Genomic DNA, 18,834 nt, shown 5'->3' with positions numbered 1-18,834 from the left:
ATAGTTGTTAGATTTTCAAAAATTTTAACCCTTAACTATATCACAATTTTTTTTTGCAAGAGGTCTATTAACTTTGATGCCGTGAATATGCTCTGCCATCTAGCTAGCAAAGAGCAAAAAATCCTCATGCCAGTTACAAATAGTGGTTATGGCATTGGTGAGTCTGGAAAATTCTGCACTGAAGATACACCTCTGCGCCCCATTTCCCTGGTTAGTAATGAATGGTGATTCTTTAGTTTTTACCAACCTAATCTCACTCACAACTCATTTATTAGACTCTACGGTTAGTGGTGTAATTGTTGGCTTATCAGTTAATGATACCTCACGATATGGTTCTCTAGTTTGTAATCAACTTCATAACCTACAGAACTTTGCAGGAAAAAGCCCAGGAAGTGGGATTATTAGCGCTGGAGTATACTTATTCCGAAATTCTCTACTAAAAGAGTTTTCTACAAGCTTGCCTTTAAGTTTTGAGAATGAAGTCTTCCCATATTTACTTAATAGGGGCGTTTGCTTGCGAGTACATACTGTGCAAGCACCTTTTCTAGATATTGGTACTCCTGATTCCTTTGTTCAGGCTGAAGGATTTATTTTGCAAAATTATGCTAAATTGATGGGCTAAATTTATGGCGTATTCAGTTTTGAAACTATTACTTCCTCATTCTTTACGCACTTTCATGCGGAATTTAGATAGTGCTTATCAGGAAAGGTAGATTAATAGCACCTAATATTATAAATTTAGATACTCCAATTTATACATTACCTGTTCCAGTTAGTGTTTCTCATATTTTATCTAAGTTCCCTAATCCAATTATTTCTTATTACTAAAAATATTTAGGCTTTCCAGATATAATTCATGGCACAGATCATGTAGTATATCCCTGCGCTAAAAGCTTAAAAATAATGACAATTCACGATCTGACTTATATAAAGTGTCCTAATTTCGTTAACTGGATAGTTAAAAGTTACACAGACCGTATTAGACAATGCTTAAAATGGACAGATTTAGTTATAACTGTTTCCGAAAGTTCTAAAAAAGACATTATTGAATATTTTCAAGTTAAGCCAGAAAAAATATATGTTACTCCTCTAGCTAGTCGCTACAATGCTAATTACTTATCTGCGGAAAATATTCTGAATACAGAAAAGCAAGTTAAATATGATTTTTCTAAACCATATCTACTTTTTGTTAGCACTATAGAACCAAGAAAAAATATTAATGCTGTCATCTTAGCTTTTAATTTTTTAAAGACAAAATATAAAATTGAGCATCAATTAATATTGATTGGGAAGAAGGGATGGAAGTACGAACCAATATTCACGGCTCTTGAAAATTCCCATTGGAAAAACCAAATTCATCATCTTGACTACTTATCTGATGAATTAGTAGCATTGTTTTACTCAAAAGCCGATGTTTTCGTCTATCCTTCTCACTATGAAGGGTTTGGTTTGCCTGTATTGGAAGCAATGACGCTGGGTACAGCCGTAGTCACCTCTAATACTTCATCAATACCAGAGGTTACAGGAGATGCAGCTATACTAATTGATCCTAACGACCCCATACAACTTGCTGAGGCGATCCTGAAAGTAATTAGTGATTCCCAGTTACGTCAAGATTTAATTGAGAAAGGTAAAGCAAAAGCAAAATTATTTTCCTGGGAAAGAACAGCAAAGGAAACCTTAAAGGCTTATAGAAGCATTATTTAATGAAGATGGTAGATAGTAATTCCTCTAATACATTAATCATAAATTTATCCATTCTTTTTTCTCGACCAACAGGCATAAGTAACTATGCCAAAAATATTTTTCCTTATTTAAAAATTCTTAACCCTACTTTATTAACTGCCGAAAGCTACCCCGAATTTAACTGTTACCCAGTTCCAGATAATCTGACTCCTGCTCAAGGTACAAAAGGTCATATTCACCGCCTATTTTGGACGCAATTTCAATTACCGCAAATCTATAAAAATCTTAAATCTAACCTTTTATTTTCCCCACTTCCAGAAGCACCCCTGTATGGTAACTGTCGTTTTGTTGTGATGGTTCACGATTTTATCCCGTTGCGCTTTCCCAAACGCTTCTCACCTTTGACTCCCTATCATCGCTACTACATTCCCCAAGTCATCACCCAAGCCGAACACGTTATCTGCAACTCCCAGTCCACTGCTAATGACATCACAGATTTTTTTCACATTCCGACTAGCAAAATTACTCCTATACCTCTGGCTCACGATCGCACTCACTTCCATCATCTCAATCTCACCACCAGCAACTACTTTCTCTACATTGGTCGCCAAGACCCATACAAAAACATACAGCGACTCATTAGTGCTTTTGCTGCCTTACCTAACTGCAAAGACTATGAACTATGGTTAGTAGGGCCAATTGATTCGCGTTACACCCCTGCTTTAAAAGTGCAAGTTGCAGAATTGGGTTTAACTAATCAAGTAAAGTTCCTTGACTATGTACCATATAGCGAATTACCAAAAATCATCAATCAAGCGATCGCTCTCGTTTTCCCTAGTCTCTGGGAAGGCTTTGGTTTACCTGTCTTAGAAGCAATGGCTTGTGCTACTCCCGTCATTACCTCCAATCTCTCCTCCTTACCAGAAGTGGCTGGCGATGCAGCGATTCTGATCAATCCCTACAACACAGCAGAAATTACAGAGGCGATGCAGGCTGTTGCAACTGATTTGGGGTTGCGATCGCGCCTTTCTAGCCAAGGTATCACTCACTCTCAGCAATTCAGTTGGGAAAAAACAGGAAAAGCAACCACCGAAGTCTTGTTCCGGTAGGTTCGCCGATTTTGAAAACTAAAGAGGAATTAAGATGCTGTAAAGCTGATGCAGCATAAATTAACGTGAGTCTCCAACGGAGGCGCACGTTAATTTAGACTGGGTTCTTGTAAGCACTTATCCAGGTACGAGGTGAGGGTAAGTAGCTGAACAAAAATATTTACAGTCATTGCGAACGAAGTGAAGCAATCCCAACCATTGCGATTGCTTCATTACGCAACTCTTGGAGACGCTACCGCGAACGCTCCATTCGCAATGACATATTAGAACTAATTTACCGGACATGATATTACTAGATGATCAGCGGCTCAAGTTCATGATTATGCCATTGCCGCTGATGCCATTCGGCAACCAAAGGACGGATAATAAACTTAGGCTGTCCATCGCCTTTAACGTCAATACGTAAACCTGAATAAGGTCGTCGCTTTTGAGAACCTTGACCGTTGCGACCAATGAAGAGATGCGATCGCGCCACTAATCTATTCTCCTCCATCAAATCTGCTCCCTCAATCCGCTGGCGTCGCAAACTAAACCCGCTACCACCACAAACAATCCAGTGGATATGAGAATCAGCGTGTCCCGTATCCATTGTTTCCAGGTGTTCCAAGCAGTGGGCGTGACCGTTTAATACCAAATCGACCAAAGGACGACCCTGATTTAAGGAACCGATTTCTTTAGCTACCGCATCCAACACGCCACGCAAGCGATCGCGAACGATTAGAGTTTGTGCTTGTTGCCACTTCGTCGCCTCAGTTACATAAGGAGGATGATGGAAATAAATTATCCTTCCCCGAACTTCAGGATTATTCCAAGATTCAATTAATCTTTGCTTGAACCAATCCAGTTGTTCAATGTCAGTCAGCGTTGTTTTATTAGTGGCTAGTTGCTTATCGATATCAACAATAATTTCTTCAATTTGTGACAGCTTGGCATGGAAGTCGTCTAATTGATCGGCTTCATTCGGATTTTCTGGGCGAAGTTTGGCTGAAGTTTCAATAATTTCCTGCTTTTCTTGCTCGAAATCTTCACGGCGTTTTTCTAAGAGTTTGCGATCGGCATCACCTTTTTTTGTTTTCGGTAGCGGTGGTGGATCGTTAAATGTATTAGAATCCAAAGCAAAGAAATCAATACCGCCATAACGAAAAGTGTAATAGCGATTGGGAAGGCGGGTAAATTGCCCAGGTTGATAAGAAAGACAACGACCTGTATCTGTCTTGGCTGTGTAGTGCCGATCTAAGTGACTGGCTAACTCTCCTGGAAGCTGAAACGCCTGAAGATAGTCGAGAAATGCCTTTGCGTAAGCGTCACCACATCCTGAGCCATGCAAGCCCACATCTAGGTCTAACCGCGATCGCAACAGGTGACGAATGGGTAATGTTGTTAGAGATGCCAAGCTCAATAAAATTGGCAAGTTATAGTAATCATGATTTCCCGGCACAGGTAAAATGGGCAGCTTAAAAACCATCTGGTCATAAGCAATCCGTTTGCGATGCTCTGCGCCCAAGAGAAACTCTCGGTAAGGCTGGATGAAATTTTGCTGGTAATATTCACTCGATCCCACTAAATAGATCACATCCCCCGTATGCAGCATAAAACGGGATTCGTTGTGATGGGGCAGCATAAGTTCCGCTACTTGTCGCTGAGGATTGTGTCCTCTGTGTCTACCGGAACCACTATCACCTATGACTAAAAATGAGAACTCAGAATTGTCTGTTTGACCATCTTCCAATACCAGCCGGGTTTGGTCGATATCCCGTTCCACAATTAACGGATCTTGCCACCGCACCCGCTGATTCATTTTCCGAATTTTCTTAGCGATCGCTGGATCAGATACAAGTTTCAATGCAACCTACTCCTGAGTTTTCAATTGAAGGGGAGCAGGGGGGCAGAGGAGCAGAAATTATTCCTAATCCCCAATGCCCCATGCCCAATGCCCCATACCCTCATTCTTCTACTGTGTCTTTCATCTCAATAGTCAGATTAGGTAGCCCCTCTAGTTTTTCGGTAGGCTCAACTTCTTCTACTAATGGCACAAAAATTCTTAAGCCTGCTGGTACACACTTAATTTCTACAGGTGTTGTGCCGACTATTTCACCATCTAGAACAACTTTTTGTGGTGGCTCAGTGGTAATTTTAAATTGTTTGGCTCGCAAGAAACCAATATCATCTCGGTCAACGGCGTTACCTGTCGAAGCCGTTTGAAATAGATGAAACGTGGCTGCGATCGCTCCTGCCTTGTTAGCTGGAGCTACAATCGTTAAATCTAATAACCCATCATCATAAATCAGACCTGCTGGGCCTTGGGCCAAAACTGAAGTTGGAGGCGCGGCATTGGCTACCGTTACTGCACAGGCACTAGCTTTAATTATCCTGTCTTCAGTTTCAATTTCAACATCAAAGTTATGTAAGCTTCTTAATTGCTGGATTCCTGCCAAAACGTAGGCCATCATCCCAAAGCGATTCTTGGCGTCTCGGTCTGCCAATTCTACAGTGTCAGCTTCAAAGCCAATACCTGCCAAAAGTACCATTGGGCGATCGTTGCAATAAGCTACGTCTACATGAGTAGTTGCTCCCTGCAAAATTGTCTGACACGCACCTGCGATCGTGTCAGGAATTCCTAAAGCTGTGGCAAAAGCGTTTGCTGTTCCTCTGGAAATGATCCCAAATGGGATATCAGTTCCCACAATAGCTGCCGCCGCTATTGAGAGAGTACCATCCCCTCCGGAAGCAATGATTGCATCTACTCCTCGCTCTACAGCTTGATATGCCAGTTGGTCAGCATCGATTTCTTCAGTTGTAAAATGAATATCTAGATCAATATCTGGCTCTAATATTGCCCGAATTTCTGCTAGCTCTGTATCTGGGTCGCCCTGACCCGCAACAGGATTGAAGATGAGACAGGCGGAACGATTCATAATGTATAATAACTAAGCTTGGATAACTAATGAAGATAACAAATTATTCTTAGCATTCCTGTAAATTTTCAACTTCCCTTTTGGGGCTGAATTTTCTAGATATATTGACTAAGTTGAGCGCGATGTGCGATCGCATCATACCACCAAGAAAAGGCAAGAACCTTTAAAACATTCCCAAAGAAGTCTATTTTTAGCCGCCTGTTTAAAAAGACTCACTCAACTGGAAGGTTATTTAGTTAGTCGGTAGAAAAATTTAAAGCGATTATCAGAATTGTATATAGACAGGTTTTAGGAAATTCCTATATTATGGGAAGTGAGCAAATTACTGGTCTTGAGTCGTAGTTTCAGCAAAGTGAAATCAGCGATCGCAAGTTTATCCGTTTGGTAGCGAAGTTTGAGTTGTATTGTTGTCTATTTTTTAGCAGTTGCCCTCGTTATCGGGCAATCGAATTGAACTTTAGGCATCTTTTTAGTTGCGCTCCCATCAATGCGTAAATCCAGCTACCATCTCAATTAATCAAACAAGTTGCTTGAGCAACTTGTTAAAGGTATTGTAAAGTTCCACTACAACCTACTAGTACAATGTCTAAGTTAATCTTGAAGGTTTGTAGTAAGCACTTTAGTGCTTAGAAAATAAGGACTGAAGTCCTTACTACGAACTTAAATTTGACAGACTACTAGTCTCTTTTGTGGCAATTAAACAACTCAAAGGGCTAGAAACTGGGGATAAGGGAGACAAAAGCAACAATAAATTCCCTTCAAGAATGCTGAGTTGGGAATCTTCAGGACTCGGAACTGTTTTGCCTCATACATAATGCCCAATCCCTTCAAATTTATAGTTCTAATATGCCTATTCCTTTGTTAAGCTATTCCCCTTCATCTCGAAATCACCGTGTATCTGGATATGAGATTCTTGGCGACGAGCAACCTAGAATTTATACAGCCGAATATCTGCAATCATCACTAGAAATGGATGCCTTGATTAAGGCAGCCTATCGCCAGATTTTCCACGAACAACAGATGCTAGATAGCAACCGCCAAACCTGTCTAGAATCCCAACTGAGAACTGGTCAAATTACAGTCAGAGATTTCATTCGAGGGTTAGCAATATCTGACGCATTCCGGCGACTCAATTACGAAAGCAACAACAATTACCGCTTTGTGCAGATATGCGTACAGCGCTTATTGGGTCGCGAGGTTTACAATGAACGCGAAAAGCTAGCCTGGTCAATTGTGCTAGCAAGTAAAGGACTGCACAGGTTTATCGACGATTTGGTAGATAGTGAGGAGTATATGAGTAACTTTAGTTACAATACAGTTCCCTATCAACGGCGACGGATTTTACAAGGACACTCTCTAGGGGAATTACCTTTTGCCAGAATGGCTCGTTATGGCGAAGATTATCGCGATAAATTACCGCTTCCCATGACAAGAAAGCAGGTTGAGCCTTTTAATTTACAAACCTTCTTACGCAGTTCTGACAGAGATGTGGTGTTATTGCTATTAGCTTCGACACTGGCACTGATTGTCTTGTTTAGTTTGCTGACTACATTTGGTTATTTGCCAAAATTTGGTGGGTACTAGCTGAAACTTGAGGATGTTGCGATCGCAACATCCTCAGTGCATAAAAATTTTATTATTTAAAAAAATTCCTCAAACAAGCTTTTGGTAAAGAATTGTAATCCAAAAACCCAAATCCAAAACCCAAGATTCGCATGAGTCCCTGACTACGGTAGTCTAGATGAGAGTGAATTTATCGCCTCCTTTGATATATTGTTTTATGACTTCAGTTGTTTCTAGTCCCCCACGCACTATTCGGATTGGTTCGCGCAAAAGCCAACTTGCTCTGGTTCAGACCTACTGGGTACAAGAGCAGCTCCAGAAAAGCTATCCTAATATCACTTTTGAAGTCCACACCATGTCTACCCAAGGCGATAAAATCTTGGATGTAGCATTAGCTAAGATTGGCGATAAAGGACTTTTTACTAAAGAACTTGAACTCGGAATGCTCAATCAAGAGATTGACTTTGCGGTTCATTCTCTCAAGGATCTGCCGACTCACTTACCAGAAGGGTTAACGTTAGCAGTAATTACTGAACGAGAAAACCCAGCAGATGCATTAGTGGTGCATGAAAAGCACAAAGATAAACAAATCGATACGTTGCCAGAAGGTGCGATAATTGGTACATCTTCTCTACGGCGTTTAGCACAGTTACGCCATCATTTTCCTCACTTTACCTTTAAGGATGTGCGGGGAAACTTAATTACACGGTTGGCAAAACTGGATGCAGGCGAATACGATGCTTTGATTTTGGCAGCAGCCGGGTTAGAGAGATTGGGAATGGGCGATCGCGTTCATCAAGTTCTACCCAAAGAAATCTCCCTCCATGCCGTTGGACAAGGTGCTTTAGGGATAGAATGTCGTGCTGATGATAGTGAAGTGCTATCTCTACTCAAAGCAATTGAACATACCGAAACACGCGATCGCTGTCTCGCCGAACGATCTTTTCTCCGCTCTTTAGAGGGTGGATGTCAAGTACCTATAGGTGTAAATACAGAAATATCTGGTGAGAATTTGACCTTAACAGGGATAGTCGCCAGTGTAGATGGTCAAAAGTTCGTCAAAGATACCGTCACCGGACTTGCCAACAACGCCGAAGCGCTAGGCACAGAACTAGCAGAACTGTTGCGACAACAGGGAGCGCAAGAAATTCTCGAAGAAATTTTTGCGGTGATTCAGCGCGGTTCCTAAGCAATTGGGCAAGCCAATGTGATTAGATAAGAATTGATCGCCGTTGCACTCAAGATGTGCCAGACGCGACAAGTCGCGTTGGTCGGGATTTAGAACGTTAATTTGACAATATAGACTCGGGGAAGCAAAAATTACCATGCGGATTCTATTTGTTGCAGCAGAAGCAGCACCCATTGCCAAAGTAGGAGGAATGGGTGATGTTGTCGGGGCATTACCCAAATTTCTGAGAGAAATGGGGCATGATGTGCGGATCTTCTTGCCTTACTATGGCTTCCTGCCAGACAAAATGGAAATTCCCCAAGAACCCATCTGGCGGGGATCTGCCATGTTCCAGGAATTTGCTGTTTATGAAAGCATTCTGCCTGGTACTGATGTTCCCTTGTACTTATTTGGACATCCTGTATTCCTACCCCGCCGGATTTATTCTGGAGATGATGAAGACTGGCGGTTCACCTTTTTTTCCAATGGTGCAGCCGAATTTGCCTGGAATTACTGGAAACCAGACATTATCCACTGTCATGATTGGCATACGGGGATGATTCCCGTGTGGATGCACCAAGATCCTGATATCACCACAGTGTTCACCATTCATAACCTGGCTTATCAAGGACCGTGGCGTTGGTATTTAGAGAAAATTACTTGGTGTCCCTGGTATATGCAAGGACACAACGTCATGGCGGCGGCTGTACAATTTGCCAACAAGGTAAATACAGTTTCGCCTACATACGCCGAGCAAATCAAGACTCCTACTTACGGTGAAACATTAGAAGGTTTGCTATCTTTTATTAGCGGTAAATTATCCGGGATTATCAACGGTATTGATACTGAGGTTTATAATCCAGAAAATGACAAATATATTGCTCAAACCTTTACTGCTGATACTTTAGATCAACGCAAAGCCAACAAAATTGCTTTGCAACAAGAAGTAGGATTAGAAGTTAACTCCAAAGCCTTTTTAATTGGGATTGTGACACGACTAGTGGAACAAAAAGGCATTGATTTGATATTGCAAATCCTCGATCGCTTCCTATCTTATACTGATGCCCAGTTTGTGCTGTTAGGGACAGGCGATCGCTACTATGAAACTCAGATGTGGCAATTAGCATCGCGCTTTCCCGGACGTATGGCAACTTACTTGCTGTATAACGATGCCTTGTCTCGGCGGATCTACGCTGGTACTGATGCCTTCTTGATGCCTAGCCGCTTTGAACCATGCGGTATTAGCCAAATGATGGCTTTGCGCTACGGTTCTGTGCCCATTGTCCGCCGCACAGGTGGATTAGTTGACACCGTAACCCATCACGATCCTGAAAATGCTGCTGGTACTGGTTATTGCTTTGATCGCTATGAACCGCTAGACCTTTTCACCTCAATGATTCGGGCTTGGGAAGGCTTCCGTTTTAAACCGCAATGGGGAGAACTACAAAAACGCGGCATGAGTCAAGATTTTAGTTGGTATCAATCTGCCAAGCAGTACGTGAAGTTGTACAGATCAATTTACGGTTTGCCAGAAGAAGAAGAGACACCAAAACCAAAGTTAGTTTTAAACGAAGCAGTCACTAGCACCAGTAGCAAGTAAAAAGGCGGTTAGAAACCGCGTCTACACAAGCAAAACCCACCTCCGTGGGTTGCAAACCTCAATCTTTCCTTAGTCCGCGGAGGCCGACTACCCTGCGGGAAGCCGCAAAGCGTCTATGTTTGTATAGCCGCGACTTCCAGTCGCTAGCGCTATCGGTTACTCATGGCTTTCGCCCTAATTAGCCAGTCGCGATCGTCAGTACAAATTTCCCGACCAGAGGAGTCTCCTAAGCGGTCTAGCGCTAATAAACAAGCGTATTTCAAGTCCCAAATTGGCGTATTGAGGCAAATTTTAAGTTCAGGAATTGCTCGTGAATCGCCCAATTCACTAAGAGCGATCGCACAAGCTGCACGAGATTTCTGAAACTGAGGTTCACGATTGTGTAGGTTTTCTACTAATAAATCGTAGGCGGGAGCATATTTCAGCCAGCCGAAAAGTTTCATGACATGATAATGAGCGCCATAATCGTTATATGCTTTATCTCCATAAGTTGCTAAGAGTGCTGCTGGTGCTTCTTGTGAATAGATATCCAGTAAGGTTTTTGTCGCCAAATAGCAACGTCCAAAATCAGTTTCGTAAAGCTCATTAATCACAAAATCTAGAACAGGGGTGGCATCATACTCATGTACTAAATCAAGGTCGTTGGGATGATCGTAGAGTACTTGCTCTAAGTAAGGTTGAATTTCTGTAAAGGTAATTTCACCACTAGGAACGCCTGCATCCAAAAGCATCCGCAATCCTCGCAACCGGAAGACTAAAGATACAGGACAACGAGCGATTTCTGGAATGGCTTTGTAATAGCGTGAATCAATCAAGTCTTGAATGCAACCGCGCCGTGCATTGACGCTAGAACTTTGCAGCAGCGCCATCACCTCAGTAATTTGAGAGTAGTCATCTGTAAAGCGGCAAACTGTAGCGATCGCTGCACTACGGGTAGGTTCATCCTCAGATAAAGTAAATTTTAGTACACGTTCTAGAGACGGTTGATAGTCTGCGTTAGCTAGAGTATGAATAATGACTCGATAGATTTGACCTGGTTTATCAAGCAGTTGTGCTATTTCTTCGAGAATTTCTGGCTCTTTAGTGCCAATTTCCCCGATTGCCCACACGGTATTTTCAACAGTATAAATATCATCATCTTTAAGACATTGCCGAATTACAGGTAAAGCTGATTGTGCCTGTAATCGCCCCAGACTTTCTACAGCTTTGCGTCGAACAATGCGGTGGTCTAGCTCATCAGGGTTACTGGTTTCAATCGCGCGCACCAAAGCCGCGATCGATTGCTCAGTGGGGAAGTTAATTAAATGGGAAACAGCAATATATTTATCAGAAGCGTCTTCGAGTTGTTCTAATGGTGTATCGATAATTGTGATCGCTTCTTCTTCTGTTAGCCCAAACATTTTAAAAAAACGTTTATCCATTGATCTGTAAATGGCTCTTGGATAATTGCTTGCAGGTCACTTTTACTATCGTACTAGGGACTGGCTACTAGTGATTGGGGACTGGGAAGATGGGGCGAGTACAAAATAAAAATGTTTGGCCGAGGTAGAGCCAAACAAACCAAAAGAAAGCATCATTGTCCTCAAAAAAGCTGTACAAAAAGGCTATTCATCTTCATCTCCTGATGGTCGTTCGCTGTCGCTTTGTTGGGTGTTCCACTCTAAAACAATACGCTCTAGCATTTCAGCCTGCGTACAGTTATTTACAACAGCGTACTGCTTAATTAGCTCTCTTACTGTAGGACTAATGTGGCGCATATCTAGTGAGTTGTTTCTTGTCGTTTCCACGATATTTTTCCAGAATGTTTAAACAGTTTTGCTGTTTTTATTACCATTGCAGCCGCTACGTTGGTTAGGACATACAGCAGAATTCAGAATTCAGGAGTCAGAAGTAAAACAGACTTTATACCTGGCTTTGAGACGAATCTTTGTCTACTTCATTAACTTGACCTCCGCTGTCACTGTAAGGGTTTGCCATAGGAATGCCCAAATCAATTATTTCTTCATATTCTAAATCCTAACCAAGATAGCGACTGCTTATACTTGCGGGGAGGCACTTTACGATTGGAGGAAACATCTTGAGCAGTTTTTGCAAAGTGCTAAACTATTCTATACCTACACACTTGCAATCTAAAAAGCTTAAAAGACTTATCAAAAATGTAGTTGGGTTTATCTTTTGAAGATTTGCGTCAAAAAGCTTTACCAGTGGTAACGCGATCTGAGAAGATCATAATATATGCGTTTGTCAGCTATTAGTTCAGTTACCTCTTGCAAATTGCTCCGTTTTATGTAACAGCTAAGTGCTAGTCTTTAGCGAGTAAGCAAATACAAACATTCTTGGAAACACTCACCACACATCATTCATATAAACACGCATTTAGGAAACAAAACTTATGGATGAAACCTCAGAATTCACAACAACCAATAACGTCACCGCTCAAGACGTAGCAGAAGTGATTGCAGAACTTGAGCAATATCGGGAACGTCTAGTTCAAGAAACTACGGAAACAGCAAAACGGGCTAAGTTGATGAGAGTAAGCGTCATGGCAAAACTGGAGCCTGAGCTTGCCAAGATTGATTCTGCCCTTCAGGAACTCCGCGCTCAACAGGCTGCCCTGAGTGCGTAGCAACTAGTGATTCATCTTGATAATTTAGCTGGAGATTATATGCTCAACTCCGAAACTCAATCTGGGGAAGATTCGTTAAATCTATCCCATGCAGAAACCGATGCTTTATTTAAAGCGGTGAGTGAGCAATTAGCCTTAAACATCTTCAACTCAGATGACCAAGAGCTACTAAAGCGGATGGTTGAGAGTATGGCGGACTCACGGGGCATGGTTAGGTTGAGTTTTGCAGAGGCTTTGGGTAAAATCGGCAAACCAGCAACCCCTTTATTGATGGAAGCTGTGGCAAATCATCCCAACCCAGTTGTGCGGAGAGCCAGCGCTAAAACTTTGACACTCATTGCTGACCCGATCGCAGTTCCAACTTTGGTCAATGCCCTGTTAAATGATGAAGATATGGTGGTCAAAACCTCGTCGGTGGGGGGGCTTGCCAAAATAGGTGAAGCAGCTGTGCCAGCGTTGCTGAAAATCTTAGCGTCAACGGAGTATCCAGAAAGTGCCAAAGGTCATGCAGTATGGGCGTTGGGATTTATTGGGGCAGAAGCGAAGGAGCATTTATATCGAGAGATTAACTCCGACTCCGCTGAAGTTCGGGCTGCGGTGGTGGGTGCGATCGCTAAAATTGCTCAAGAAGGCACTCAAGAAGGAGCATTTAATATTTTAATTAATGCCCTCAACGATCCATCTGAAATTGTCCGGTGTGAAGCAGCAGCTGCTTTGGGTAGCCTGACCTATCGTTCGGCAATTCCTAGCCTTGTGGAATTACTACATCATCCCGATTGGGAAACTCGAAAAGCAGCGGCTTTGGCATTGATGAAGATTGGCGACGGTGCTGCTTTAGAACCCCTGCAAGCCGCATTAACTGAGGAAGAAGAAGCGGGGGTTCAGGCAGTGATTAAGTTGGCGATTTCTCAAATTGAGAGGCAGTTAGAGGAAGAAGCTTGGGAATAAGGCGATGGACATTTCCAATTTGAGCGCATAATTAGCGATCGCTACTCTCCGTTATATTTCATCACTTGATCTAATCGGGGCAAAGCGCTCACCGCTGACTCTCGAACATACGGATCAACAGATTCATCATTTGTCAATGCCGTCAGCACTTCCACCCCGCGCATATCACCCATCGAACCGAGTGCATTGACGATCGCCACAGCCACCGCAACATTATCTATTTTTTTCAGAGCTTCAGTCAAAATCTCAAAGGCAGGAGAACCAATCTCACCCAGTGCCATTACGGATGCAATATAAACAACGGGATTTGGGTCATTGAGCGCTGTTTGCAATCCTTGTAAGCCCTCATTGGGGAAGGGAACATCAGGATGATTAGCAGCAACCTGTGCTAGAGCTTTAGCACAACTACCTCGAATGGTGGCATTATCACTATTTACTAATGACTCTACCAATAGCGGTACAGCATCTGTACCAATAGCACCCAGTGCTTTTACCGCAGCTCGACGATAGGTGACATCTTCTTCATCTAAAATACCCATCAGCCGAGGAATGGTATTCTCATCACGGACATCAGCCAGTTCCCACAAGGCTCGTTCCCGCAAATTGGGGTTGGGGTGTTTTAACTGTGCAAATAGAGAATCTATTGTCATAAAAGAAAATTTCCCTGTTTAAATCCCCCAAGTTCAATCATTAATTACAAATTACGTTAGCGACGCAGGAGCGTCATTACGAATTATTAACAACAGAGGGACTCTTGGTCAATCACTCAACCTGATACAGGCAAAGCAACAGACTGAGAGTCCCTGAGTTTTAGAGTATGACGATCGCTCGTTTACGTCTAGTCAATCCCTATTACTATGAAAGGGAGTTGATTACGTAGTCGAGGAGATTGCGGAACTCAACCAACGCTTGAGGAGACAAGTCGCGAGGAGAGCAAGCGCGATCGCGAGTATGAGTCAACGCGGTAACGTAGGGAGCGGTGGGCAGATTCAAAGAGCGATAAACTTCGCGAGCACCTGCAATACCCCACTCATCTAGAGGCCCAGTACCGCCCACAACTAAGCTGTAGTTGATCAAGCGTAAGTAGTGCTTGATGTCGCGCAGGCACTTGTCTTTCTTAACTTGAGTGTCGCCAGCTTCACCTTCTTGGCTTAGGTAAGGATATTTCTTGAACGCAGCATCATAACCTTCCTTAGCTACGGCATCGATGCCAGAAGCTAGCTTTTCAGCAGCTTCTAGACGAGCATTAGCACGCTGAATGCTACCTTGAACTGATTCTAGATCGGAGGTGGTTGGAAAACGACCTGCTGCATCAGCAGATCCAATAACTGTAGTGATAACTGATTTCATTGCTTTTTATACTCCAGATTAGATTTGATCGAGTTTTAATTTCAGTTTGCTTGGCTAATAGCCTTTAGCCATGAGTGATTAGCTCAAAGCAGAAATAACGCGATCGAAGTAACTAGCAGCTTCAGCAGCTAGAGCAGAGCAGTCGCCTTGAACAACTTCTTGTTTACGGAATTTTTTACCAGCGTTAGCTTCAGTATTGGTGTTGGTGATGTGAGCGACACTAATAGCCTTCAAGATTTGGAAAGCCCGTACAGAAGACCCAGTGGGTACGCCCAAAGCTGTGTAGGTTTCTTTCAAACCGTTCAAAGCACGATCATCCAATACGGAAGAATCACCAGCCAACAGCGCGTATGTTACATAGCGCAGAACGATTTCAGCATCACGTAAACAAGCAGCCATCCGGCGAGTGGGGTACAAGTTACCACCAGATTGAATCAAACCTGTGTTTTCACAAGCAATCCCAGCAATAGCATCAGAAACCGCGCAGCTAGCGTTGCTGGCGATCGCATTCACTGCATCAAGGCGCTTGTTGCCTTCAGCGATGAAAGACTTCAAGGCTGCCAAGTCAGTACCACCGATAGGAGCGGTTTTGGCATCAGCCGCAATTACAGCTCTGGAAAAAGCATCAAGAACCATGAGTTCTCCTTAATATTCACAAATGGCGGATATTATTTTTGGCGTGTTCTCGATCAGGTTAACTGCGAGTAGCCAAACAAAAACATAGGGGATCAATAGTACCCTAGTCTTTACTATGAGAGACAAAGTAATAATCTGTAATATTTACCTATAATTTGGCTTTCCCGATCAAAAAATCAAAATTTAGCCGAAATTGGGCAAAAAATTAAGACTTACGCATTTTTATGGAACTCTCCATTGCGTAAGTCTTAAGGAAAAAATTTTGTTTTCTACTCTATCAAGCTTCTTTTAACAGATGTTTGACCAAATTATCTTTCACCATCATCTGCCGTAAAACTTCTAGTAAAAATTCTTGAGCCTCTTGTTGACTCAAACTTTTTACCTGGTCTTTCAAATTTTGTAAGCGAAATTGTTGTTCTAAAGTTAATTCGACTGGAAAGTCCATCATTCACTCCTGTGATTGACTGAATCGAAGGTTATTCGTTGTTAGTGGAAGACGATCGCTTTTTAGTAATTTTAGCACTCGGATATTAAAATGTCCACATTGTCAAGCTAGAATAAATCACACTCATAAAACTTTACAATTAGATAACAACACGTCAATCTTCCCCCTTTCTAGGGTGTTTATTGAAGCTGACCACTAATCGCTGTAATGTTTAGAATGTTTATATACCAACTACTCTAAAAACAAAGAACTCGTAAAACATCATCCGCAGGAGTAATAAGTAGGAGTCAGAAGATTGATAGACGCAATGGAATTTTTTCAGCTAAGTGCTGGTAAGTGGCGATCGCAACGTGCAACTCATCATCTGGCGTTCAAGCGCTCAGAGACAGGAGAATCGGATATACAAGTAGAAACTCTGGATGCCGATCATCCAGAAATCATTGAACTGTGCCAGTATCATGAGATTGACCCCAGCCTTTCAGTCGGTGGTTCGCGCGTGCGTTGGTTAGGGACAATGGCTTGGGATCGAGAGGACGAGGAGAATCATCAGGGGAAAACCATATTTGCGATCGTGCCTGATGGCGATAACCCAAGGCAAGGCAAATTACTCCGCGAAAGAGGCTACGCCGAAATCGTGCCTGTAGTCGGTCTTTTTCACATGGATGATGAAGATGGACTGGTGTTGACAACCGAATACGAAACAATGAGTTCCATTGAACGATTCTGGTTCGCCAGCCCAAATATGCGACTACGAACCAGTACAGTCAAACGGTTTGGCGGCTTTAGCACCGCATCGTTTTGTACTGAAAGCCGTATTGAAACTTCTGTTGAGGTTGCCAGCCCAGAAGAAGTAACGGAAAAACTTGGGCCAGATATTTTGGAAAAAAGACAGTTTTATTCAGTTTTGGGGTGGTGAATTATCTCAAGCAGAGCGATGCTTTTACTCGTGGGCAAGATTATCTGCGTCTGGTACAGGGACTTGCCCTAGAACCGGGTATGGTGGATGTGTTTGATAACCTGCGCGATCGCATCCCCATTTGCACTTGGATCGGCGAGAATATTAACGCCGTAAACGCTCAGATCAACTCCTATCTACAGGTTTGTCATGAGTGCTTTCATCCCCAACAGCGTCGCCAAATCCAAATTTTTGCAGTCCCCATAGCTCAATCCTTCGGCATAGATGGGCTGTGCAACATTCTCACAAACCCAATCACTATTTTGGTAGATGTTGGTCGAGTTGCACCTAGAGATTGGTTTGGTGTAGTCGTCCATGAATACGCCCATGCCCATCTAGGAGAGTTTGGTCATAATGAGCAGTTTGCTAGCATCTTATCTCATCTATGCTTAGGACTGGGATTGGAACCACCCTACTGGGAGGCAGGAATGGAAGCAACTTTGCGTAGCTGGCCCTACTGTAAATCAACCATAGATCCTCTGGAATTTTGGATAGGTCGCTGACGCCGAGGGAGGCAAGCGAGCAGGGGAGCAGGGGAAGTTGCAGTAAATTTTCCCTCTGTACCTTTGCACCTCTGCCTCTTATGCCCAATGCCCAATGCCCAATGCCCAATGCCCAATGCCCCATTAATTTCTTTTGCTAAATGTTAAAAATTATTGCTTCAGTTCAAAAAGGTGAAACTGAATCTCCTAATCTAAAATATGTGAATAAAATTTTTTAATCATTTACGTAGTCATTAAGCTGAAAGCCCAAATCCTTATTTATTGATTAGCTATGGGTTGAATCCAGTAGCTTAATCATTTATCCTACGAATACTTACAATTCCCCTTGGTTAAGTTTCGTGAAATTTTATCAGAATCTGAAGTTCTGATACAACTACTCCTTTAATATGTGATTAAAAGTTGTTAACTTTAATTAAGAACATGGAGGCTTTAGAGTGCCACTTCCTCTGTTAGAATATGAACCTTCAAGTCAAAACCAGCGTGTAGCTGGATACGAAGTACCGGGTGATGAACAGCCCAGGATTTTTAATACCGACAATATACTTTCTCCGTCAGATTTAGGCGATCTGATCGAAGCAGCATATCGTCAAATTTTCTTTTACGCTTTTGCTGCCGATCGCGAAACATATTTAGAGTCTCAACTCCGTAATGGACAAATTACAGTACGGGACTTTATTCGTGGATTGGTGCTTTCCAATACCTTTAAGAAAAGCTTCTACGACCTCAACAATAATTATCGCTTTGTTGAGCAAGTAATTCAGCGGGTTCTAGGACGCGATCCATACAACGAGCGGGAAAAAATCGCCTGGTCAATTGTAGTCGCTACCAAGGGTATTGTAGGCTTTATTGATGAAGTGCTCAACACTGAAGAGTACCTGAGCAATTTTGGATACTCCACAGTGCCTTATCAGCGCCGTCGGATACTGCCATCCCAATCTGCGGGTGAGTTGCCATTCAACATCAAATCTCCGCGATACGAAGATTATCACCGTGCCAAACTGGGTTTCCCCCAAATCATTTGGCAGGTCGAAGTACGCAGATTCCTCCCACAAGAGCAAAAAGCAAAGGCTGGAGATCCATCTCTATTCCTGAGTATGGCACAAAATATCAATGCAACTGGCAATGCTCCACAACGGATCTCGCCATACAACATCGATATCGAAAAGTCTGTACCTTATCGGCAACTGGCAGGAATTAAATAACGATTTTTGGTCGGTGGCTGGCTAGTACATCCATTTGATCGTTTTATAGCGTGCATAAGTCTTGGGTTATGTAGGAGTTTTATTTAGATAGAACTAAGTGAAACAGACTCTATCCCATGTCTAATGCA

The 18,834-nt window shown here is 42.6% G+C and carries 20 protein-coding genes and 1 pseudogene; 13 read left to right on the top strand and 8 right to left on the bottom strand.

The window, feature by feature from the left end; all coding sequences use genetic code 11:
• The 4 genes from HWQ43_RS29680 to HWQ43_RS29665 all read left to right on the top strand — a co-directional run.
• Positions 1 to 228: hypothetical protein (locus HWQ43_RS29680; protein WP_292740299.1), on the top strand; the 228-nt coding region annotated here is incomplete at its 5' end.
• Complete coding sequence (locus HWQ43_RS29675) at positions 218 to 622, top strand: sugar phosphate nucleotidyltransferase (RefSeq protein ID WP_292740297.1); 405 nt, start codon at positions 218 to 220, stop codon at positions 620 to 622. The genes HWQ43_RS29680 and HWQ43_RS29675, both read left to right, overlap by 11 nt.
• 227 nt (positions 623 to 849) lie before the next feature.
• Positions 850 to 1,707 (top strand): glycosyltransferase family 1 protein, encoded by an 858-nt coding sequence (locus HWQ43_RS29670; protein ID WP_366932932.1) that lies wholly within the window; start codon positions 850 to 852, stop codon positions 1,705 to 1,707.
• A complete protein-coding gene (locus HWQ43_RS29665; RefSeq protein ID WP_292740295.1) occupies positions 1,707 to 2,795 on the top strand; it encodes a glycosyltransferase family 1 protein in 1,089 nt (362 codons plus the stop codon). The genes HWQ43_RS29670 and HWQ43_RS29665 overlap by 1 nt, the downstream gene beginning before the upstream one ends.
• A gap of 292 nt (positions 2,796 to 3,087) precedes the next feature.
• Here HWQ43_RS29665 and HWQ43_RS29660 read toward each other — a convergent pair whose 3' ends face one another.
• Both HWQ43_RS29660 and HWQ43_RS29655 read right to left on the bottom strand, forming a co-directional pair.
• On the bottom strand, positions 3,088 to 4,638 hold the full coding sequence (locus HWQ43_RS29660) for a metallophosphoesterase (RefSeq protein ID WP_292740293.1): 1,551 nt from the start codon (positions 4,636 to 4,638) through the stop codon (positions 3,088 to 3,090).
• A 100-nt stretch (positions 4,639 to 4,738) separates the two neighbouring features.
• On the bottom strand, positions 4,739 to 5,710 hold the full coding sequence (locus HWQ43_RS29655; RefSeq protein ID WP_292740291.1) for a YegS/Rv2252/BmrU family lipid kinase: 972 nt from the start codon (positions 5,708 to 5,710) through the stop codon (positions 4,739 to 4,741).
• 354 nt (positions 5,711 to 6,064) lie between these two features.
• Here HWQ43_RS29655 and HWQ43_RS29650 point away from each other — a divergent pair.
• From HWQ43_RS29650 to glgA, 4 genes and pseudogenes are all read left to right on the top strand, one after another.
• Positions 6,065 to 6,205 (top strand): annotated as a pseudogene (locus HWQ43_RS29650) (phycobilisome rod-core linker polypeptide); the annotation flags it as partial.
• Between the two features lie 351 nt (positions 6,206 to 6,556).
• The gene (locus HWQ43_RS29645; protein WP_292740289.1) at positions 6,557 to 7,294 is read left to right on the top strand and encodes a phycobilisome rod-core linker polypeptide; all 738 of its coding nucleotides are present in this window, start codon (positions 6,557 to 6,559) and stop codon (positions 7,292 to 7,294) included.
• Between the two features lie 196 nt (positions 7,295 to 7,490).
• The gene (hemC, locus tag HWQ43_RS29640; protein ID WP_292740287.1) at positions 7,491 to 8,462 is read left to right on the top strand and encodes a hydroxymethylbilane synthase; all 972 of its coding nucleotides are present in this window, start codon (positions 7,491 to 7,493) and stop codon (positions 8,460 to 8,462) included.
• A gap of 136 nt (positions 8,463 to 8,598) precedes the next feature.
• The gene (glgA, locus tag HWQ43_RS29635) at positions 8,599 to 10,041 is read left to right on the top strand and encodes a glycogen synthase GlgA (RefSeq protein ID WP_292740285.1); all 1,443 of its coding nucleotides are present in this window, start codon (positions 8,599 to 8,601) and stop codon (positions 10,039 to 10,041) included.
• A 149-nt stretch (positions 10,042 to 10,190) separates the two neighbouring features.
• Here glgA and HWQ43_RS29630 read toward each other — a convergent pair whose 3' ends face one another.
• Both HWQ43_RS29630 and HWQ43_RS29625 read right to left on the bottom strand, forming a co-directional pair.
• The gene (locus HWQ43_RS29630; protein ID WP_292740283.1) at positions 10,191 to 11,462 is read right to left on the bottom strand and encodes a HEAT repeat domain-containing protein; all 1,272 of its coding nucleotides are present in this window, start codon (positions 11,460 to 11,462) and stop codon (positions 10,191 to 10,193) included.
• A 183-nt stretch (positions 11,463 to 11,645) separates the two neighbouring features.
• Positions 11,646 to 11,828 (bottom strand): hypothetical protein, encoded by a 183-nt coding sequence (locus HWQ43_RS29625; protein ID WP_292740281.1) that lies wholly within the window; start codon positions 11,826 to 11,828, stop codon positions 11,646 to 11,648.
• A gap of 605 nt (positions 11,829 to 12,433) precedes the next feature.
• Between HWQ43_RS29625 and HWQ43_RS29620 the strand changes: the two genes are divergently transcribed.
• Both HWQ43_RS29620 and HWQ43_RS29615 read left to right on the top strand, forming a co-directional pair.
• Positions 12,434 to 12,667, top strand: a complete 234-nt coding sequence (locus tag HWQ43_RS29620; RefSeq protein WP_292740279.1) for a hypothetical protein — start codon at positions 12,434 to 12,436, stop codon at positions 12,665 to 12,667.
• Positions 12,668 to 12,673: 6 nt separating this feature from the next.
• Entirely contained in the window at positions 12,674 to 13,615 is a 942-nt protein-coding gene (locus HWQ43_RS29615; RefSeq protein ID WP_334702281.1) for a HEAT repeat domain-containing protein, read from the top strand.
• A gap of 41 nt (positions 13,616 to 13,656) precedes the next feature.
• Here the strand turns inward: HWQ43_RS29615 and HWQ43_RS29610 are convergent, their stop codons facing one another.
• The 4 genes from HWQ43_RS29610 to HWQ43_RS29595 form a co-directional block, all read right to left on the bottom strand.
• Complete coding sequence (locus tag HWQ43_RS29610; protein ID WP_292740277.1) at positions 13,657 to 14,265, bottom strand: HEAT repeat domain-containing protein; 609 nt, start codon at positions 14,263 to 14,265, stop codon at positions 13,657 to 13,659.
• A gap of 205 nt (positions 14,266 to 14,470) precedes the next feature.
• On the bottom strand, positions 14,471 to 14,965 hold the full coding sequence (locus tag HWQ43_RS29605; protein ID WP_292740275.1) for a bleomycin hydrolase: 495 nt from the start codon (positions 14,963 to 14,965) through the stop codon (positions 14,471 to 14,473).
• A gap of 78 nt (positions 14,966 to 15,043) precedes the next feature.
• Entirely contained in the window at positions 15,044 to 15,601 is a 558-nt protein-coding gene (locus HWQ43_RS29600) for a bleomycin hydrolase (protein WP_292740273.1), read from the bottom strand.
• Between the two features lie 277 nt (positions 15,602 to 15,878).
• Entirely contained in the window at positions 15,879 to 16,046 is a 168-nt protein-coding gene (locus HWQ43_RS29595; RefSeq protein ID WP_292740328.1) for an NblA/ycf18 family protein, read from the bottom strand.
• A gap of 298 nt (positions 16,047 to 16,344) precedes the next feature.
• Here HWQ43_RS29595 and HWQ43_RS29590 point away from each other — a divergent pair, with 298 nt between their 5' ends.
• The 3 genes from HWQ43_RS29590 (at position 16,345) to HWQ43_RS29580 (ending at position 18,706) form a co-directional block, all read left to right on the top strand.
• Positions 16,345 to 16,962 (top strand): phycobiliprotein lyase, encoded by a 618-nt coding sequence (locus tag HWQ43_RS29590; RefSeq protein ID WP_292740326.1) that lies wholly within the window; start codon positions 16,345 to 16,347, stop codon positions 16,960 to 16,962.
• Entirely contained in the window at positions 16,956 to 17,504 is a 549-nt protein-coding gene (locus HWQ43_RS29585; protein WP_292740271.1) for a hypothetical protein, read from the top strand. Before HWQ43_RS29590 ends, HWQ43_RS29585 begins: the two co-directional genes overlap by 7 nt.
• A gap of 434 nt (positions 17,505 to 17,938) precedes the next feature.
• A complete protein-coding gene (locus HWQ43_RS29580) occupies positions 17,939 to 18,706 on the top strand; it encodes a phycobilisome rod-core linker polypeptide (protein ID WP_292740269.1) in 768 nt (255 codons plus the stop codon).
• Positions 18,707 to 18,834 lie beyond the last annotated feature (128 nt).

Origin of the sequence: Nostoc sp. JL31 (assembly GCF_017114965.1) — a bacterium.
Taxonomy (GTDB): Bacteria; Cyanobacteriota; Cyanobacteriia; order Cyanobacteriales; family Nostocaceae; genus Nostoc; species Nostoc punctiforme_A.
Note: the sequence above shows the minus strand (reverse complement) of the source record. Positions and strands in the feature narration are given on the sequence as shown.